The sequence below is a fragment of the Desertimonas flava genome (assembly GCF_003426815.1).
GTDB lineage: Bacteria > Actinomycetota > Acidimicrobiia > Acidimicrobiales > Ilumatobacteraceae > Desertimonas > Desertimonas flava.
Genome location: NZ_QKYK01000002.1, coordinates 124,417 through 142,271, shown reverse-complemented (window position 1 = coordinate 142,271; position 17,855 = coordinate 124,417). Strand labels below are relative to the sequence as shown.

At 72.1% G+C, this 17,855-nt stretch carries 10 protein-coding genes; 9 read left to right on the top strand and 1 reads right to left on the bottom strand.

What is annotated here, in order from left to right:
- The first annotated feature begins 7 nt into the window (after nucleotides 1-7).
- From DN771_RS03295 to DN771_RS03275, 5 genes are all read left to right on the top strand, one after another.
- The gene (locus DN771_RS03295; protein ID WP_116995902.1) at nucleotides 8-3,463 is read left to right on the top strand and encodes a DUF6603 domain-containing protein; all 3,456 of its coding nucleotides are present in this window, start codon (nucleotides 8-10) and stop codon (nucleotides 3,461-3,463) included.
- Nucleotides 3,460-6,381 carry a hypothetical protein gene (locus tag DN771_RS03290; RefSeq protein WP_116995901.1) on the top strand — a complete coding sequence of 974 codons (2,922 nt, stop codon included), beginning with the start codon at nucleotides 3,460-3,462 and terminating at the stop codon, nucleotides 6,379-6,381. Before DN771_RS03295 ends, DN771_RS03290 begins: the two co-directional genes overlap by 4 nt.
- Nucleotides 6,378-10,544, top strand: a complete 4,167-nt coding sequence (locus DN771_RS03285; RefSeq protein WP_116995900.1) for a hypothetical protein — start codon at nucleotides 6,378-6,380, stop codon at nucleotides 10,542-10,544. The genes DN771_RS03290 and DN771_RS03285 overlap by 4 nt, the downstream gene beginning before the upstream one ends.
- A 1-nt stretch (nucleotide 10,545) precedes the next feature.
- Nucleotides 10,546-12,282 carry a hypothetical protein gene (locus tag DN771_RS03280; protein ID WP_116995899.1) on the top strand — a complete coding sequence of 579 codons (1,737 nt, stop codon included), beginning with the start codon at nucleotides 10,546-10,548 and terminating at the stop codon, nucleotides 12,280-12,282.
- Between the two features lie 320 nt (nucleotides 12,283-12,602).
- Nucleotides 12,603-13,178 carry a maleylpyruvate isomerase mycothiol-dependent enzyme family protein gene (locus DN771_RS03275; protein ID WP_205528393.1) on the top strand — a complete coding sequence of 192 codons (576 nt, stop codon included), beginning with the start codon at nucleotides 12,603-12,605 and terminating at the stop codon, nucleotides 13,176-13,178.
- 18 nt (nucleotides 13,179-13,196) lie between these two features.
- Here DN771_RS03275 and DN771_RS03270 read toward each other — a convergent pair whose 3' ends face one another.
- Complete coding sequence (locus DN771_RS03270; RefSeq protein WP_116995898.1) at nucleotides 13,197-14,132, bottom strand: AraC family transcriptional regulator; 936 nt, start codon at nucleotides 14,130-14,132, stop codon at nucleotides 13,197-13,199.
- Nucleotides 14,133-14,285: 153 nt separating this feature from the next.
- On the opposite strand from DN771_RS03270, the gene DN771_RS03265 reads away from it, so the two are divergent.
- From DN771_RS03265 to DN771_RS03250, 4 genes are all read left to right on the top strand, one after another.
- Nucleotides 14,286-15,914, top strand: a complete 1,629-nt coding sequence (locus DN771_RS03265; RefSeq protein ID WP_116995897.1) for a DHA2 family efflux MFS transporter permease subunit — start codon at nucleotides 14,286-14,288, stop codon at nucleotides 15,912-15,914.
- A gap of 92 nt (nucleotides 15,915-16,006) precedes the next feature.
- Nucleotides 16,007-16,765 (top strand): SDR family NAD(P)-dependent oxidoreductase, encoded by a 759-nt coding sequence (locus DN771_RS03260; protein WP_193615346.1) that lies wholly within the window; start codon nucleotides 16,007-16,009, stop codon nucleotides 16,763-16,765.
- Between the two features lie 61 nt (nucleotides 16,766-16,826).
- Entirely contained in the window at nucleotides 16,827-17,027 is a 201-nt protein-coding gene (locus DN771_RS03255) for an ester cyclase (protein WP_162941474.1), read from the top strand.
- A 179-nt stretch (nucleotides 17,028-17,206) separates the two neighbouring features.
- Nucleotides 17,207-17,695: a GNAT family N-acetyltransferase gene (locus tag DN771_RS03250; RefSeq protein ID WP_116995895.1), complete on the top strand. Its 489-nt coding sequence runs from the start codon at nucleotides 17,207-17,209 to the stop codon at nucleotides 17,693-17,695.
- Nucleotides 17,696-17,855: the final 160 nt, after the last annotated feature.

Genomic DNA, 17,855 nt, shown 5'->3' with positions numbered 1-17,855 from the left:
TGGTGTCATGAGTGAGCGATCGTTCCTCCAGCGCCTGGCGGGTTGGGCAGCGGACGTCGCCGGCGACATCGGCGACCTCTTCGTGCACCGGGACGTGCGCGAGGCCGTGCTCGCCGACCTCGGCGGTAAGCCGGGGGGTGCCGGAGACCTCACGCTGCCCACCGGTGCCCTCGAGGTGGTGCGGCGGTACAGCGACAACGTCGACCCCGACGCCCAGGCCGATGCCGAAGCGGTCGCCAACGTGGCGATCATCCTCGGCGCGATCATCGACCAGATCGAGGCCTGGGACGCCGACTGGCCGAGCCGTGGCGACGCCTTCGCCTACGGCTTGCTCGACATCCTGGCGAGCAACCACATCCGCCGGTCGTCGCCGAAGCTGTTCCTCGTGATGCAGGCGATCGCCTCGGCCGTCGAGCTCACCGAGACCCACGGCCCGGGCGAGCGCGGCCACGCCCGGTTCCTCAACGCGTTCGCGTCGATCTTCGCCTTCGTCTGGAATCCCGGCCGCACGCTCGACGATCTCGACGACACGGTTCCCGGGGCCGCCGGCAGCACGCTGGAGACCGACCGCGACGTGTCGTTCCTCGTGATCGACGGGCTGATCCGGGGAGCGATCGCGGCCATCGCCGTCGTCGACCAGGTGAAAGACGAGTTCGACGAGAACGTCTTGCACGACGTGATCGTCGGCTGGGACGCCGCCGCCCTCGACGTCGACTCGCCGGTGCGCCCGACTGCGGCCGACGTGGTGTCGGGGCGCATGGTGTCGCTGGCGCTGCGGCGACGAGGTCGAGATGACGAGCAGCAACTGCGGCTCAGTTGGCTCTACCTCCCCCGCCGCCTCGGCACTCCGGCCCGGCCGCACCAGCTGTTCCTCAGCGTCGGAGGTGAGCTCACGCTCGACCAGCTGATCAACAAGGGTCACGACCCCGGCGATCCGGACTGGCACTTCCGGGTCGACATCCGCTGCGACGCCGGCGCGTCATGGCTGATCTCGGGGACGGACTCGCGGGCCAGCGCGACGGCGGAGACGTCGCAGGTGTCGGTGGCGTGGACGATCCTGCCGAACGAGACCGGCGTGTCGTACGCCCTGCCCCGCCGCGTCGGCACGCGCCTCGAGCTGGGACCGATCGCCGCGGCGCTCACGCTGTCGGGCCGCGGAGCGCGTGGCCTGTTCCGCCTCGACCAGGCAGCGGTCGTCATCGACGGGGCGAGCGCCGACGGGTTCATGCGCAAGCTGCTCGGGGGCCGACCGATGCGCCGGCCGATCTCGCTGGCCGTCGGCTTCGACAGCCAACTGGGGTTCATCTGGGACTTCCACACGCCGTCGGCCGCCGACGCGGCCGGCGCCGAGCCGCCGTTCGACTCGGCCGGCCGGGCCGGACCACCGACGTTCGAGGCCACCGTGCCGCTCGGCGGCGGCTCGCTGCTCGGCATCAACGTGCACGAGATCGTCGTGCGGCTCGCCGGGCGGAAGGCCACCGCACCAGAGACCGGCCGGGCCGTCGCCATCGGGCTGCTGGTGTCGTTCAGCACACAGATCGGCCCGGTGTACGTCAGCGTCGATCAACTCGGCCTCCAGGCCAGCACCGACACCATCACGCCACGCGCGGATCGCAACCTCGGGATCGTCCAAGCCGGTGTTGGTGCCGCGTATCCACGCGGCATCGCCGTCAACGTCGAGACCGGACCGGTCAGCGGGGGCGGGTCGATCCAGCACGACGCGGCGACCGGCGACTACGTCGGCGTCCTCGTCCTGCGGATCGGCAAGCTGGTCACGATCACGTGCATCGGCCTGGCGTCACCGGGCACCGCGGGAGCAGACGACTCGTCGCTGATCCTCATCGGCACCGTGGAGCACCTCGACCTCCAGGCGGGATTCGTCACGTTCGACGGCTTCGGTCTCATCTACGTCGCCAACCGCCGCCTGAACGTCGACGCCGTGCGCGCCGCCCTGCCGACCGGCCAGATGCGCCACATCCTGTTCCCGGCCGATCCGGCCAAACACGTCCCCGAGCTGGTCGGCGCGCTGCGGACGTTCTTCCCGGTCCAGCAGGGCACCCACAGCTACGGCCTCCTCGTCAAGCTGTTCTTCGGCGCCGGCCACCCGATCATCCGCGCCGACCTGGCCCTGCTGCTGGAGCGGGACTCGGTCGCCGACAAGTCCCGGCTGCTCGTCCTCGGGCGCATCTCGTCGGCCCTTCCGCAGGACAAGGACGCCGTCCTCCGGCTCAACCTCGACGTCGTGGGGGTCTTCGACCTCGACACGGGTGCAATGGCGGTCGACGCCGTGCTCTACGAGTCGAAGCTGTGCGGCCGCTTCGTGCTCACCGGCGCCGCCGCGTTCCGCCGGGCGAGGGGCGAAGGGTTCGCCCTCGCCGTCGGTGGCTTCAACCCACGGTTCCGCCCGCCGACCGGCTTCCCGGTCGTGCCGCGGGTGACGATCGCCCTGACCACCGGCAACAACCCGAAGCTCACCGTCGAGGCGTACTTCGCGCTGACGTCGAACACCGTGCAGTTCGGCGCTCGTGCCGCGCTGTACGCGGCGGCGTACGGGTTCAGCATCGAGGGATACGTCGGTTTCGACGTGCTCATCCAGCTCTGGCCACCGCACTTCATCGCCGACTTCCAGGCCGGCGTCCAGCTGAAGCGCGGCAGCCACAACCTGTTCAAGGTCGACGTGCGGGGCACGCTCGAAGGCCCGCTCCCCCTCCGCGTGGCCGGACGGGCGACGTTCGGGATCCTGTGGTGGGACTACACGGTCGGGTTCGACCGGGTCCTCGTGGGCGGCTCGGGCGACGTCGTCACCGAGACGATCGACGTCGTCGCCGAGATCCTCACCCGACTGGCCAATCCGACCAGTTGGCGCACAGAACTTCCGCCCGCCGCCGGGCAGCTCGTCGGATTGCGGGCGACTCCGGCGAGCGACGCGCTGCTCCTCCATCCGCTCGGGCGACTCGAGGTGCGCCAGGGGGTCGTGCCGCTGCGGCTCGATCGGGACATCGACCGGGTCGGCGCGTTCGTTCCGGCTCGGGACCGGCGCTTCGAGTTCACGTCGGCCACGGTGGGTGGCGCGGCCGTTCCCAAGGATCCCGTGTTCGACGACTTCCCCGACGGCCACTTCTTCGACCTCACCGACGCCGAGCGGCTCGCCGCTCCGGCGTTCGTCCGACGGGAGGCGGGCGTGATGTTCGGCAGCGACGTCTACCGCACCGACGTCGGGGCGGCGGCCGCTTCACCGCTGGGCTACACCGAGATCGTCGTCGGCCCGGACGGCGTGCCGATCGAGCAGCCGGAGAACGAGCCGCCGCCACCTCCCAAGCCGCTGCCGCCGCATGTCTTCGACGCCGGATTGCGTATCGGCGCCGCGGCACGGGCGGCGACCCGTACGGGTCAGAGCGAGCGGTACGACGAGCCGGTGCTGGTCGGCGCGCCTCGACTCAACGATCGCTGGCGGCGGCCGTGAGCGACACCCCGCTGGTGTTCCTGCCGTGGGTCGACCGGGGCGGCGCGGCCGACCGGCCGCCAGACGTGCTCGAAGCCCACCCGGCGAACGAGGTGGCCACCACCGCAGCGGTCGCGGTGAACGGCAGCCAGCCGGCGCCGATGACCGTCCGGATGATGGGCCCGGGTGAGGTGACGGCGATCGCCCCCCAGCAGATCATCCGCACCGAACCCGCCCCGGGGACTCGCACGTTCGAATCCAACTACCTCGCCGTGGTCGAGTTCGACGAACCGTCGCTTCCATGGCTGTTCACGCCGGCGTCGGCGCTCGCCGGACGGCTCCGCCCGTGGGTGTGCCTCGTCGTGGTCGCGGAGGGCCCGGGCGTCCGGATCGACCCGCCCGGTCGGGGCCCGCTGCCCGTGCTGCGGATCGGTTCGCCCGCCCGCCCCGAGATCGAGCTTCCCGACCTCCGCGACTCCTGGGCGTGGGCCCACGCCCAGGTCGCCCCGGCCGACATGGGCGGTCCGTCCATCCTCGCCGCGCTCGACGGCGACCCGGCCCGCAACCTGTCGCGGCTCGTCTGTGGCCGTCTGCTCACCCCCCGGACCGACTACCTCGCGTGTGTCGTCCCCACGTTCGAGGTCGGCCGGCGAGTCGGGCTCGGCGACGATTCCGCCGGTGCCCAAGGACCGGCGTGGACCCTTGCGCCCGACATGGAGCCGGTCGAGCTGCCGGTGTACCACCACTGGCGCTTCGCGACCGGGGAGGCCGGTGACTTCCAGTCGCTGGCGCTCGCCATCCGCGGCCGGACCGTGCCCGACACGTTCGGGTCCCGGCCGATCGACCTGTCGACCGCCGGCGTGGGACTCATCGGGACGGACGACGCCCAGATCCGGCTCGGCGGCGCGCTCCGAGCCCTCGATGCCGACCCGGTCAGCTGGTCCGACCCCTCGCTCCCCGGTCGCTTCGCGTCCGCGCTGACCACGGTGCTGAACACTCCGGACCTGTTCCCGATCGACGCCCCGGTGCTCGCCCCACCGCGCTATGGCGCGTCGTACCGAGACCCACCGACGCTGGATCCGGCGGCAGCCCGCTGGTACGAGCAGCTCAATCTCGACCCGGCGGCCCGCGTCGCTGCCGCCCTCGGTGTGCAGGTGGTGCAGCGCGATCAGGAGACCCTCGTGGCGTCGGCGTGGGACCAGGCGGCCGATCACCATGCCGTCGCGGCCCTCGGACGACTGACCGATGCCGGGATCGCCGTGGCCGAGCGGATGCTGGCCCGCCACCTCGCACCCCTCGGCGGTGAGGTCGGCGCGTTCGTGGTCGCTCCACTCCTCCCCCGCCTGCGCCTCGCGGCCGACGGTGCTCCGCCCATGCTGGCTCGAGTGCTGTTCGGCGACGGTCCGAGTCCCACCGCCGGGACGACCGACGGTTCGCCGACGGCGACTTTCGACGTCAGCGTCCGGCGCGTCACGAGGTCGCGCGGGGCCACCGTCCGCCGCGCCGTCACCGGGTCGCCGGCACCGGAGGGACCGGGCCGAGCCGGGCTCGAGGTGCTTGCTCGCGTCGGCGCCATCGCCGACCACACAGGGCCCCGCATCGATGTCGGCGAGCTGGCGACGTTGGAGGTGCTCGGCGCGACGTCGACGGCGACCGACCTTGCGTGGGGGCTGATGCAGCCGTCGGCGTTCACGGACGCGCCGAGCAGACCACGGTTCCGCGTCGCTCCGCTGTCACTCGGCGCCGGAGGCGGAGGCGGAGGCGGAGGGCTGCGTCCCATCGACGACCTGCGCGATGTCGTGCGCGGCCGAACCACCGGCCCGCTTCGCGTCGATCGCCCCGGTCCCGCCGGTGGCCTTGCCGGCCGCATCGCCGGTCGCATCGCCGGCCGCATCCGTCAGCTCGGATCGTCGTTGCGCCGCCCCCGGGATGACGAGGATCCCGACTTCCCGCCCGACCTGCCCGAGCCCGACCCGCCGGACCCCGACCCGCCGGAGCTCCCCGACAGCAGCGACGCCGCCGCGTTCCGAGTGTTGGCCCCCACCCATCTCGCCCGGTACCTCTCCGCGTCCCGGGTCGCGGGGCCGCCACGCGCCGCGCTCGACATCGGCGTCCTGTTCGACCAGGTGATCGCGGTCGCCGCACCGTCGCTCACGTTCAGCGCCGCATTCAGTGGCGTTGTGGACACGTCGCCGCCCACTGGGCCGGGCCCGGCGGGGCCCCAGCCGGAGCCGCAGGATCCTGCCGCCGCCACGCTGAGCCCGCAGTTCTCCACGCCGATGGCTGCCGCGCTCGCCGCCCTCGGCCAAGAGTGGCTGCTGCCCGGACTGGACGAGGTGCCGGCCAACACGGCGCTGGCGCTGCGCACCAACTCCACGTTCGTGCAGGCGTTCATGATCGGTCTGAATCACGAGTTCGGTCGTGAGCTGCTCTGGCGCGAGTACCCGACCCCGCTCGACGCCACGTTCTTCCGGAGGTTCTGGGACAGTGCGATCGATCCGACGGCACCGGTCGACCTCGAGCCGCTCGCCGAGTGGGGCGACCGCCCGCTGGGCGCGCCGGCAACGGTCGGCGAGCGCTTCGTCCTGCTGCTGCGGAGCGAGTTGCTGCGCCGCTTCCCCGACGCCATCGTCACCGCGGTACGCGGCACCGACACGCGGCTTCCCGTGTTCACCGGGGCGCTCGATCCCGACGTCCGGTACTTCGGGTTCGCCATCCCCGCCGACGAAGCCGAGCTGTGGTCGATCGTCATCGCCGAACAGCCGAGCGCTCCCCGGTTCGGCTTCGACGTCGGCAAGGGGCCGACCGGCGTCGCCCACGCGCCGGCGGCCGACGCCACCTCGGCCGCCCTCGCCGTCCGGCTGCGCCAACTGCCGGCGCAGATCTCCATCCCGGTGCCCGTCCTCATGCGCCCTCAGGAGCCGGCGGTGAACCCGTGAGCGCCGTCGTCGACCTCGGCCCGCTGATCGCCGCCGGTTCGGCCGGGCCGGTCGACCCCGTGCTCGCCGCAACAGTGGCGGCGAGCCACCCCATCGTGTTGCTGCCGGTCCGCGTCGAGACCCGCTACGTGGGCACTGCGACCGGGGGGCGGGAGCTGCTCGTGCGGGTCTGGCCCGACCAGGTGCACGTCGACGCCCACGACCCGCGGCTGACGGCGGCGGAAGCCGACGCCGGCCGTCAGTTCTGGCTCGCCGAGTGGCGCTGCGGCCGCGACGACGATCGACGCCGCCGAGCGTGGCAGTCGCTCGCCGAACGGTTCGAGCCGGCCCGGGCGGGCTGGATCGCCAGGGCGACGCGGCCGGACAACGCCAACGCTCGGCCCGCCGACGCTGTCGCCGACACGGAGGATCCGCGGGTGCTCCCGACGTTCGGCCCGATCGAGCTGACCGAGCGCTCGGCCCCGCCCGTGGCCCGCCTGCTGCCCTCGGCCTGGACGGCGACCGCCTACGCCGGCGGCCAGGTCGTTGCCGTGGTCACTGGCCGTCCGATCACCACCGACCTCAACGTCGGACCCGACATCGACGCCCCGCTCGTGCACCCGGAGGCCGACACCGCCACCGACGACCAGGACGTGGCGGCGATCGACACGGGGATGCACTGGCTCGTCGACTTCGCCACGGCCGAGGCGGTCGGGATGGCGCTGCGCCTTCCTGTGGACGGGCCGGTCGACCTGCTGCTCGTCACCGGGGTGCGAAACGACGATCCCGCCGCTGGGGCCGACGGGCTGGCCGCCCTGCTCGATGCCCAGCGGTTCACCGCCGGGCTGGGCATCGTCGCGCCCGGCACGCTCACCAACAACACCGAGGCGACGCCGGCCGGCTGGTCGAGCGCCGAGATCGGCTCCCTGGGCGACCTCGGGGCGACGTCGCCGGCGGAGCCCAGCTCGCTGCTGGCCCAAGCCATGGGGTTGGCCGACGCCCACGTGCCGGCGGACGGCGCCGACGATGGCGAACTCGCCGCGGCCGTCGCCCGGACGCTGTGGCCGGCGACCTGGGGCTACTGGCTCACCCAGTTCGTGGGGCTCGGCGTCGCCGGGCTCGACGCCGACGACTGCGCCTGGGCGCGTGAACACGCTGCTGCCTTCCTGCGTCCGGGCGGCCCGCTGCCGACGCTCCGCATCGGTCGTCAGCCGTACGGGTTGTTGCCCACCACGGCGCTCACACGCTTCCGCGGGGATCCTCGGGAGACGCGGCTCGGTGGTCTGGTCGCCGGGCTGATCGGGAGCGGCTGGCGCCCGATGCTGTCCAAGGCCTCCAGGGTCGGGCGCGGCGATCCTGCCGCCGATCTCGTCGACGTGCTCGGCCTCGATGCCCGGTCCGACCGGGTGACGCTGCGCCGGGCCCTCGGTTCGACGTTCGCCGCCAACGCCCTCGACTTCCTGGACCGAGCGGTGCCCGCGGATGCCTGGCGGGCGCTCGCCGCTCGCACGCAGTCGCTCGCCATCGCCGCCGGGCTGCCCACCACGGTCGCCGCGGCGTTGGTCCTGTACGAGCCCACGGCGTGGCCGGTCGACCTGCCGCTCGTCGGCGACGATCACGCGGCCTCCCTGCGGGCCCTGCTCGACGCCCCGCTCGATGCCGTCGCCGACGCGGCCGACACCCGCCCCACCTCCCTGCTCGCCGCGCTCGTGCGACAGGGCTGGTTGCGAGAACATGCGACCGCCGCGACCGAGCTCATCGGTGACGCGACGGTGGCCCCGGTCCGCGATGCCGAGCTGTTCGGGTTCACCGGCTCGCCGCTCACCTGGTCGGCACGGCTGGCGCGACCGGTCGACGGCGTCACGGTACGAGAGCGGCTGGCGTCGGAGACCGACCCGGCGGCCGCCGCCATCGAGGCGTTCCGCTCAGCCGCCCTGGCCGTCGCCGACGCGAGTGCCGACGCGGTCACGCCGCTCGTTGCCGACGCCCTCGACGCGGCGTCACATCGGGTGGACGCCTGGGCCACGTCGTTGGCAACGCGGCGTCTCGCCGAGTTGCGCACCACCCAGCCGACCGGCGTGCTCGTCGGCGGCTACGGCTGGGTCGAACAGCTCGCCCCGACGTCGGCGGACACGGTTTCCGAACCGGTCGATGGTGAGGAGCTGCCACTGCATCGGCCGCCCGACGACCCGGGCTTCCTCCACGCTCCGTCGATCCATCAGGCCGAGGTCGCCGCCCTCCTGCGCAATGCCCACCTCAGTCACGGCGGGGGCGACGACGACCCGTTCGCCATCACCATCACGTCGCAACGGGTGCGGCTCGCCCAGCGCCTCTTCGATGGGGTTCGGGCCGGGCGCAGCCTGGGTGCCGTGCTCGGATACCTCGTCGAGCGCGATCTCCACGAACATGGTCTCGATGCCTCGATCGACAACGCGCGCGAGGTCTCGCCCCTGCCGGGACAGGAGTCGCTGCCGCTCGCGGCCCGCCGGCTCGACGGGCTGTCGCTCCACAAACTCTGGTTCGACAGCGAGGGCCACGCGATCGATCATCTCGTCGCCGGCTCGCAGGACGAGCCGCTGCGCCGCCGGGCAGCGGGCGTGCTGCGCCGCCTCGGCGTGGCTGTCGACGCGGCGGCCGATCTCCTGCAGGCCGAGCAGGTCCACCACTTCGTGCGGGGCAACCTCACGGCTGCGGTCAACACGCTCGGCGACATCGATCGCGGGCTCGCCCCACCGCCCGACCTCGACTTCATCCGCACGCCGCGCACGGGCGTCACCGTGACCCATCGCGTGGCGATCACCTTCTCCGCCGACGCCGCGCCGACGGGCGGGTGGGCGGTCGCCGACTCCTCACCGTGGGCGGCGAGCGAGCCAGCACTCGACGCATGGCTGGCCGGGTGTCTCGGTCCGGTGACCGCCCTACTGGTCGCCCTGTCCGCCGACGACGGCACGAACCACGAGGTGCCCTTCATCGACCTCGGCCTGACGGCCACCGATTTCGTGCGCATCGCCGGCGCCGGCGATGCCGGCGTGGCCGAACTGTCCGCTCGCGCCGTCCGTGCCGCCCGTTCGGACCCGGCCCCTGGAGCCCGAGTGTCGTTGCGTCCCGACCGTGAGGTGCTCGACCTCCTGGAGCTCGGACGGTCGCTGTCGGGCCTCGTCGCCTCCGCCCGCCCACTCGACGGCACGATGCTGCTACCTCCCCACGCCGATCCGGCGCCGGGCGCGGACGCCGCCGAGCTGGATCAGCGGTCGGTCCGAGCCGCCGAGCGCGTGCAATCGGCCATCGCCGCCCTCGACGCGTCGCTATCCGGCACCGACACCACTGATGTCCACGACGCCCTGGTGGAATCGTGGGGCTTCGGGCTCGACACTGCCGCCGTGACAGGTTCGGTGGACGACGCGTCGATCCGCGGCGCAGCGGATCGGGCGCGGACCGCACTGCAGGTCCGGCTCGACGCAGCAGGTCAGCTCGGAGGCGACGACCTCGCCGCCGCCCAGCAGCGACTGCGCACGTTGCTCGGCGACGGCTTCGTCGCGCTCCCGCAGTTCGTCGCGGCGAACGCCGCGGAGCTCGCCGCGTCGCGGGATGACCCGGCGCTGACCGGCGAGGACCCACTCGTGGCCGACACGTGGCTCATGCGCATGGAGCGCGTGCGCGAGCCGTTGATGCGCCTCGGCATCGCCCGGCGGGAGGCCGAGGCGCTCGCCGGTGCGGACCTGCGGTTGCGGTTGGCCCAGACGCCGCACCGCCCGGGCGCGGCGTGGAACGGCCGGCCCGCCGATTCCTACGTCGACGGCGCCACCTCACTCGTGCTCATCGGTGCGGAGACGATCGAACCCGGCCGCCCGCTCGCCGGCCTGCTCGTCGACGAGCTGACCGAGCTCGTGCCGGCGCCCGCCGAGACGACGGGCGTGGCGTTCCACTACGAGCCGCCGACGGCCACGGCGCCGCAGGCACTGCTGCTGGCGGTGCCCCCCGTGATCGGCGAGCCGTGGACCGCGGACGGTCTCAACCAAGTGCTGCTCGAGACGCTCGATCTGGCTCACGTCCGCGCGCTGGCCCCGGACGATCTCGATCACGTCCGCCAGTTCCTGCCCACAACGGTGCTCGCGTTCAACACCGACGGCGACGTGCCGTCGACGAACCCCAACGCCTTGCAGGCGGCGGGAGCGGGGAGCTGAGATGTCGTCGATCACCACCTTCGCCCGCCTCGAGCCGCAGCCGCGTCGCGGCGACATCACGGTCGGTGCCGCGGCCCCGCTTCGCGATCCGATGTGGCTGCTCACCCGCCAGTGGCAGGTCGGCGAGTTCGCCGGCCACGACGGTGGCAGCCCGATCCTGGCCCGCTGGCGCGGGGTCGTCGCGGCACCGACGCGCTTCACCGCCGGCCCGATCCCGCCCGACACGATGCTCGAGGCGGCCCCGTTCGACGCGGCAGCGGCTCCGCTCGAGTCGATCATCGAACGCGTGACCAGCCCGTTACCGTCGTCCGCCGAGTCGGCCGACGGCATCCGCCTCGCCGTCGACACCGGCCGCCACTTCCTCGCCATGCTCGCTCAGCAGGCGACATCCCGTGACTACCGCGCCGACTTCATCGCCCGCTACGCGTTGGCGATGCCCGGCGACGATCAGCTCGCCGCCCTCGATCCGGCGACTGCGGCGTTCGCCCGCCTCCACGCCGACCGCAGCGTCGACGGCCGCCTGCTGCGCGCCGAGCTCTCCGGTCGCGACGTACCCCGCCTCGACACACAGATCGCGCCGGGGGACGTCGCCGAGATCCGCCAGGCGGCGGCGCCGTGGCTCGACTGGTTGGCGACACTCTTCGACGTCGCCGAGCCAGACGGCCAGTGCTGGCAACCGACGCGGTTCGAGTACACGGCGTCGCTGGCCGGGCGCCGCTCGGCCGACCCGTTCGGAGAGACCACGCTCACGGCACCTCGGTACGACCGCGACACGATCGACTGGTACGAGTTCGACGTCAACGGCGAGGTGAACCTCGGCACCAAGGCGTCCGAGGCAGGCGACCTCTTCACGCGGACCCTCGTGCCCGCCCCCGTCACCTCCCCGGGCCTCCCCGCCGCCCGCTTCTGGGAGTTCGAGGACGGCCGGCTCAACATCGCCGCGATCCAGCCGGCCAGCACCGACCTCGCGCAGGTGCTGCTCGTCGAGACGCTCAGCGGCTACGGCAACGACTGGTTCGTCATCGGCGTCGAGCTGCCCGTCGGCCGACTCGTCGAGTCCCGGTCACTCGTCGTCACCGACACGTTCGGCGTGCGCACGCTGGTCGTGCCGGCCGGCGCCGGCACCTCCGGCCGGTGGGGGTTGTTCCGTCACGCCATGCCCGTCGACGACGACGAGGCCGAAGGCGTACCGATCAGCAACCTGCTCTTCCTCACGCCACGCGTCGCCCAACCCCTCATCGGCCCGGTCGTCGAGCAGATCACGCTGACGCGTGACGAACAGGCCAACGTCGGATGGGCCATCGAGCAGGTCGTCGAGTCGCCGATGCAGGTCGGCCTCACGCTGAGCGACGCCCGGCCCCCCGACCCGCCCGGCGACCCCGACGTCGCACCCGATTACCGCCTCGCCCACGAGCCGCCACCCCATTGGGTCCCGCTGCTGCCGATCCGTCGCGGCCCCGGCGAACAGACCGTGCTCGCGCGGGGGTCCGTGCTCGACGTCACGGGAGGACAGCACGTCGTTGGGAGCGTCACGTCGCTGTTGGCGGGAGCGTCGCTGCTCATCCCCGAAGAGGAAGTGCCCGACGACGGCCTCGTGGTGCAGCGTCACTATCAGGCCGCCCGATGGATCGACGGCACCCTCCACGTCTGGGCTGCCAACCGCACCCGCCCCGCCGGCCAACTGCCCTCAGCCGCACTGCGCTTCGACACCCTCACCGACGGCGGTTCGGCGGGCTGAGCGCGCCCCGAGATAGTGCCTGGCACTATCTCGGGGCGGTGGACATCGTGGACGTCGAGGCGGGTGTCGACGATTGCGAGGACCGCAACGATCAGCACAAACCTCGGGATCCAGCGGGAGAAGTTCCGGGCGCCGTCGCTCGACGTCGCGATACCGTCCCCTTGGAAGGACCAGCACCTCACTGCTCACTCGTTCGCCCGCCGCGCGACGACGCCGGCGCTCGCGCGGCCACCCGAACGAAGATGGCGACCAATCCGCGCTCGGCCCTGGCACTATCCCGCGGGCCGGCGTGGAGATCTCGTCTGCGAGAATGACGAGCGATGGATGGGATCGGCGGTGCGCACGTCGAGGCCGCGGTCGACGAGATGCTCGCCGTCCTCACGCCCCATGTCGATCTCGACTGGCAGGTGCCGGCCGGCACGCTCGACTGGTCCTGTTGGGACACCGCAGCTCACGTCGCCCACGACCTTTCTGCGTACGCGGCGCAGGTGGCCGGACGGGTGACCACCAGGTACCTCCCGTTCGACCTCGTGGTGGACGCGAGCGCGACCCCGCTGGAGCTGCTGTCCGTCGTCTCGGCCTTCGGCCGGATGCTGAGCAAGTCGGTCGCCGCCGCCGAAGGCGGTCCGGTGGCGTGGCACTGGGGGATGTCGGACGCATCGGGTTTCGCCGCGATGGGCGTCGCCGAAACCCTGGTGCACACCCACGACATCACGCAGGGGTTGGGCGTGACCTGGCGGCCCCCCGAGGAGCTCTGCGATCGGGTCGTCGACCGCCTGCTGACGAACCCACCGGACAGCGATGCCTGGACGGCCCTGCTCTGGTCGACCGGGCGAGCCGAGTTGGCAGGACGCGCTCCGGTGACGTCGTGGGTCTGGCGCCCCGCCCCGAGGTGACCACGCGCCGCTCCGTTGCTACGCGACCTGTGACGGTGTGGCGCGCAGTCGCTCGGCATCCCGGCCGGGCGGCGCACCGAACTGCCGCTTGTACTCGCGGTTGAACTGCGTCGAGCTGTCGTAGCCGACCCGATGGGCCACGGTCGTCACGTCGTCGGCCCCCGCGAGGAGGAGCAGCCGAGCCTGCTGGAGACGGACGTTCTTCTGGAACTGGATCGGGCTCAGGGCCGTGACGCCACGGAACTTGCGGTGGAACGCCGACACGCTGAGCCCGCTCGAGCTGGCGAGGTCCTCGACGCGGAACGGCTCGGAGTAGTGCTCGGTGATCCAGCGCACGGCCCGGCTTACGCGAGTGGTGCAACTGTCGGCCACACCGATCTGGGCGACCTGCGCGCCGAGGGGCCCGGTGAGCAACCGCCAGAGGATCTCCCGCTCGACCATCGGGGCGAGGATCGGTCGGTCGGCGGGCCGGTCGAGTAGGCGCACCATTCGCACCACGGCGTCGAGCAGATCGCCATCGGCCGTCCCGACGGCGAGCGCCGGCGGGACCGCCGCCGGATTGACGTCGATGGTTCCCGGCGGCGCTTCGAGCAGGAGCGCGGCGATGGTCGACGGGCGGAGCTCGAGCCCGAAACCGAGAGCCGGACGGCCGGCCTCGGCGTCGAAGTAGTGGCCGCTGACCGGAACGTCCACTGACGCGACGAGGTACTGACCGGCGCGGTAGTCGCAGACGCGATCTCCGGATGACAGCCGTTTGCCGCCCTGGGCGATCAGGGCGAACACGGTTCCCGACTGGCTGCCTCCCGGATCCTCGGCCGCCACCGCCTTCGACAGGAGCACGCCATCGATCGCCGTGGACATGTCCGGGCGCACGTGCCGCTCGATGAGCTCGCGCAGCTCCTCCAACGATCGGGACCGGTCGGCGCCGGCCGCGGCATCTGTGCGAGTCGTCATGCGACGACCCTACTGGGACGAGCACCTTCGTTGCCACACGATTCTGTTGAATCGAGCAGGATCAGGCAAGAAGTTGCCAGCACTGGTCTTTTTCCTCGGGGCCGCGGGTGGTTCGGTGGACCACAGCACATCACCGAGTCCAAGGAGAACATCATGAACGCCATTCCCCAGATCTTTGAGGAGGAATCGGAGGCCCTCATCACCGACCCGCGTCGCCGCCGACGCATCCTCGTGGCGATGCTCACGGCCCTCGTCGCCGTCATCGCGTCGGTGTCGGCGCTCAACGTCGCCCAGCAGGAACTGGCAGTCGACCTCGGCGCCTCTCACAGCATGTTGCTGTGGGTCATCAACGGCTACACGCTGGCGCTCGCCGCGTTGCTGCTGCCGATCGGGGCCATCGGCGATCGGTGGGGACGACGACACGTGTTGAACGCCGGTCTCGTCCTGTTCGTGGTCTCGAGCATCGGTGCCGCGCTGGCCACGTCAGCCGCCGTGCTGCTCGTCGCTCGCGTCGCCAGCGGCGTCGCCGCGGCCATGATCATGCCGGTCACCTTGTCGGTCATCACGTCGACGTTCCCCGCCGAGGATCGGGGGCGGGCGGTCGGACTGTGGGCCGGCTTCGCCGGAGCTGGTGGCATCATCGGCCTCTGGGCGTCGGCCTTCGTGATCGACCGCTACTCCTGGCCGTGGGTGTTCGTGCTGCCGGCCGCCCTCGCCGTCGTCGCCCTGGCGCTGTCCGTGACATCGGTGCCCAACAGCCGTGAGCAGCAGGCCGGCCGGTTCGATGTCGCCGGCGCCCTGCTCTCAGCGGTGGCCGTCGGCGGGCTCGTGCTGGCGATCCACGAGGGACCCGAGCGCGGCTGGTCCGACCCGATCAGCCTCGTGTCGTTGGCTGCGGGCGCCATCGCCCTGCTCTGCTTCGTGGCCCACGAGATGCGCACCGAGAACCCCCTACTCGACGTGCGCATCCTCACGAACCGCAGCGTCGCCGCCGGCTCGCTGACGATGCTGATGATGTTCGCCGTCCTGTTCGGCGTCTTCCTCGTCGGCATCCAGTACCTGCAGGCGGTCCTCGGCTACTCGGCGCTGCGCTCGGCCGCCGGGCTGCTGCCGATCGCCGCCGTGATGATGCCGCTGTCCAATGTGGCTCCCCGGCTGGCCGCTCGCTTCGGCACCCGGCTCATCTTGACGTCGGGTCTGGTGGCCTTCGGCACCGGCCTCGTGATGCTGGCCACGATGCCGTCGGTCGACGGCGGCTACTGGTCGGTCGCTCCGGGTCTGGCGGTCGTCGGCCTCGGCATGGGTCTGGCGATGACACCGTCGAGCACGGCGATCACCGAATCGCTGCCCGCCGATCGCCAGGGTGTCGCCTCCGCACTCAACGACACGGTGCGCGAGATCGGCGGCGCCGTCGGCGTCGCCCTGCTCGGCTCGATCCTCAACGCCGCCTACAGCGATGCCGTGTCACCCGCCGTCGATGGGCTCCCCGCCGACACCGCCCACACCGTCGAGGACGGCATCGGCCCCGCCCTCGCCGCGGCACGGGAGATGGGCCCGGCCGGGGAATCCGTGGCGTCGGCAGCCCGTGCGGCGTTCGTGAGCGCCTGGTCGAACGCCATGTGGGCCGGCGTGGCGATCGCCGGCATCGGACTCGCCTGGGTCGTCCTCCGGGGACCGGCTCGCCGCACCGAGCGGCGGACGACCGAGGGCATCGCCGACACGCCGTCCGCCCACCCGACCCTCGACCTGGTCCTCGACGACCGCCAACCCGTCGGCGTGTGAGCCCGACCGGTCGACCCGCCGCACCGGATCCACCGCACCCACTCACCACCAACCACCCCACTCACGCACTCATCACAAGGAGAACCACCATCATGGGCATCGCAGTACTGACCGGAGGAAGCTCGGGCATCGGGCAAGCCGCCGCCATCCGGATCGCCGAGCGCGGCAACGGCGTCATCCTCACCTACCACCAGAACAAGGAGGGCGCGGCCGACACCGTGGCGGCGATCGAGCGCAACGGCGGCAGCGCTGCGGCCCTGCACCTCGATGTCGGCGACGCTGACAGCTTCGGGTCCTTCGCCGACCGGGTCACCGAAGAGCTCGCCGACCGCTGGGACCGCCGTGACTTCGACTACCTCGTCAACAACGCCGGGGTGTCCGGCCCGACGATGTTCCCCGACGTCACCCCGGCTCAGTTCGAGCGTTTCGTCCACGTCATCATGCGCGGACCGTTCTTCCTGATCCAGACGCTCCTGCCGCTCATCGTGAACGGCGGGGCGATCGTCAACACGACGAGCAACTCGGCCATCCCGACGGGCATGACGAGCGGGTACAGCGCCTACGCCAGCGCCAAAGGCGGTCTGATCACGATGACGCGTCTGCTGGCGAAGGAGCTCGCCGGTCGTCAGATCCGCGTCAACGGCGTCTCCCCCGGTCCGACGCGCACCCGCATCGCCGACGATGCCTTCGCCCGCCACCCCGAGGTCATCCCGGCGATCGCCGCTGAGACCGCCTTCGGCCGTGTCGGCGAACCCGACGACGTCGGCAGGGTGATCGCCGCCCTGCTCTCCGACGACTTCGCCTGGGTGACCGGCGAGAACCTCGAAGCCTCCGGCGGCTTCCACCTCTGAGCCGGCCCCGACCTCAACGACACCTCTCCCCAACACCCCCTCGACGAGTTGGTGGCGGAAGGTGACAAGGTCGCCCCCCCGTTGCCGGTACGAAGGCACCCACGACGGCCCGCTGATGGGTGTCGCCCCGACCGGCAACACGGTGTCCGCGGCCGGCATCGGCATGATCCGGGTCGTCGACGGCAAGATCGTCGAGTTCCGGGTCTCCCCCGACGGGATGACGATCATGCAGCAGATCGGGGCGAGCCCCACCGCGCCGTAGGAGCGATCGCCGCCCACGACCGACCGTCGACGAGAAGCCCGAGCCGTCACCACGGCTCGGGCTTCGCCGCGTGCCCGAGGGGACGCGGCGCGCCGCTGGTTCTCGCTGGCGAACGACTCCCGTGTTGGTCATGCTGGGCGGATGATGCTCCACCGACCACCCCGCACTACCTGCTCGTGATGCGTGTCGAACCGCTGCGGCTCGACTGGATCGAGGCCCTGGTCGAGGGGGATTCGACATTCACGGAACGGTTCGGCATCGAGGTCGTCGAGGGATGGGCCGGGTTCCCCGAAGCACTTCCCCACGCACTCCACGCCGCCCGGCAGCGCGACGCCGACCCGTGGGGATCGCAACTCTTCTTCGACGACGACGGCGCGCTCGTCGGCTTCGGGGGGTTCAAGGGCCCACCCCACGCTGGCGAGGTGGAGATCGGCTACGCCATCGCCCCCGCCCGCCAAGGCCGCGGCCTGGCCACCGACGCGGCCCGCACGATGATCGACCGGGCCCGGGCGCGGGGTGCGTCTCGAGTGATCGCCCACACGCTCGCCACCCCGAACGCCTCCACGGCGGTGCTCGTCCGCTGCGGATTCATCCACACCGCCACCACCGCCGATCCCGACGGAGGCGTGGACGGCGACGTCTGGCGCTGGGAGCTCCCACTCGACTGACGTCTCAACGACGCCGCTGCGTCGTGTCCGATGGGTCTCAGCGAGCCCGACATCGTGGGGTGTTCCGGTGCGATTCGTCACCAGCGGCCCGGATGCCCCCGACGGGGGTCCGGAGGGTACCTACCCCACGGAAGCGTCAGGCATTTGCCCTCCGGACAGC

What these genes read in the sequence shown, in the direction of transcription:
- DN771_RS03295 (WP_116995902.1), top strand. Translation starts at nt 8, where the DNA reads ATGAGTGAGCGATCGTTCCTCCAGCGCCTGGCGGGTTGGGCAGCGGAC.
- DN771_RS03280 (WP_116995899.1), top strand. Translation starts at nt 10,546, where the DNA reads ATGTCGTCGATCACCACCTTCGCCCGCCTCGAGCCGCAGCCGCGTCGC.
- DN771_RS03275 (WP_205528393.1), top strand. Translation starts at nt 12,603, where the DNA reads ATGGATGGGATCGGCGGTGCGCACGTCGAGGCCGCGGTCGACGAGATG.
- DN771_RS03270 (WP_116995898.1), bottom strand. Translation starts at nt 14,132, where the DNA reads ATGACGACTCGCACAGATGCCGCGGCCGGCGCCGACCGGTCCCGATCG.
- DN771_RS03265 (WP_116995897.1), top strand. Translation starts at nt 14,286, where the DNA reads ATGAACGCCATTCCCCAGATCTTTGAGGAGGAATCGGAGGCCCTCATC.
- DN771_RS03260 (WP_193615346.1), top strand. Translation starts at nt 16,007, where the DNA reads ATGGGCATCGCAGTACTGACCGGAGGAAGCTCGGGCATCGGGCAAGCC.
- DN771_RS03250 (WP_116995895.1), top strand. Translation starts at nt 17,207, where the DNA reads ATGCGTGTCGAACCGCTGCGGCTCGACTGGATCGAGGCCCTGGTCGAG.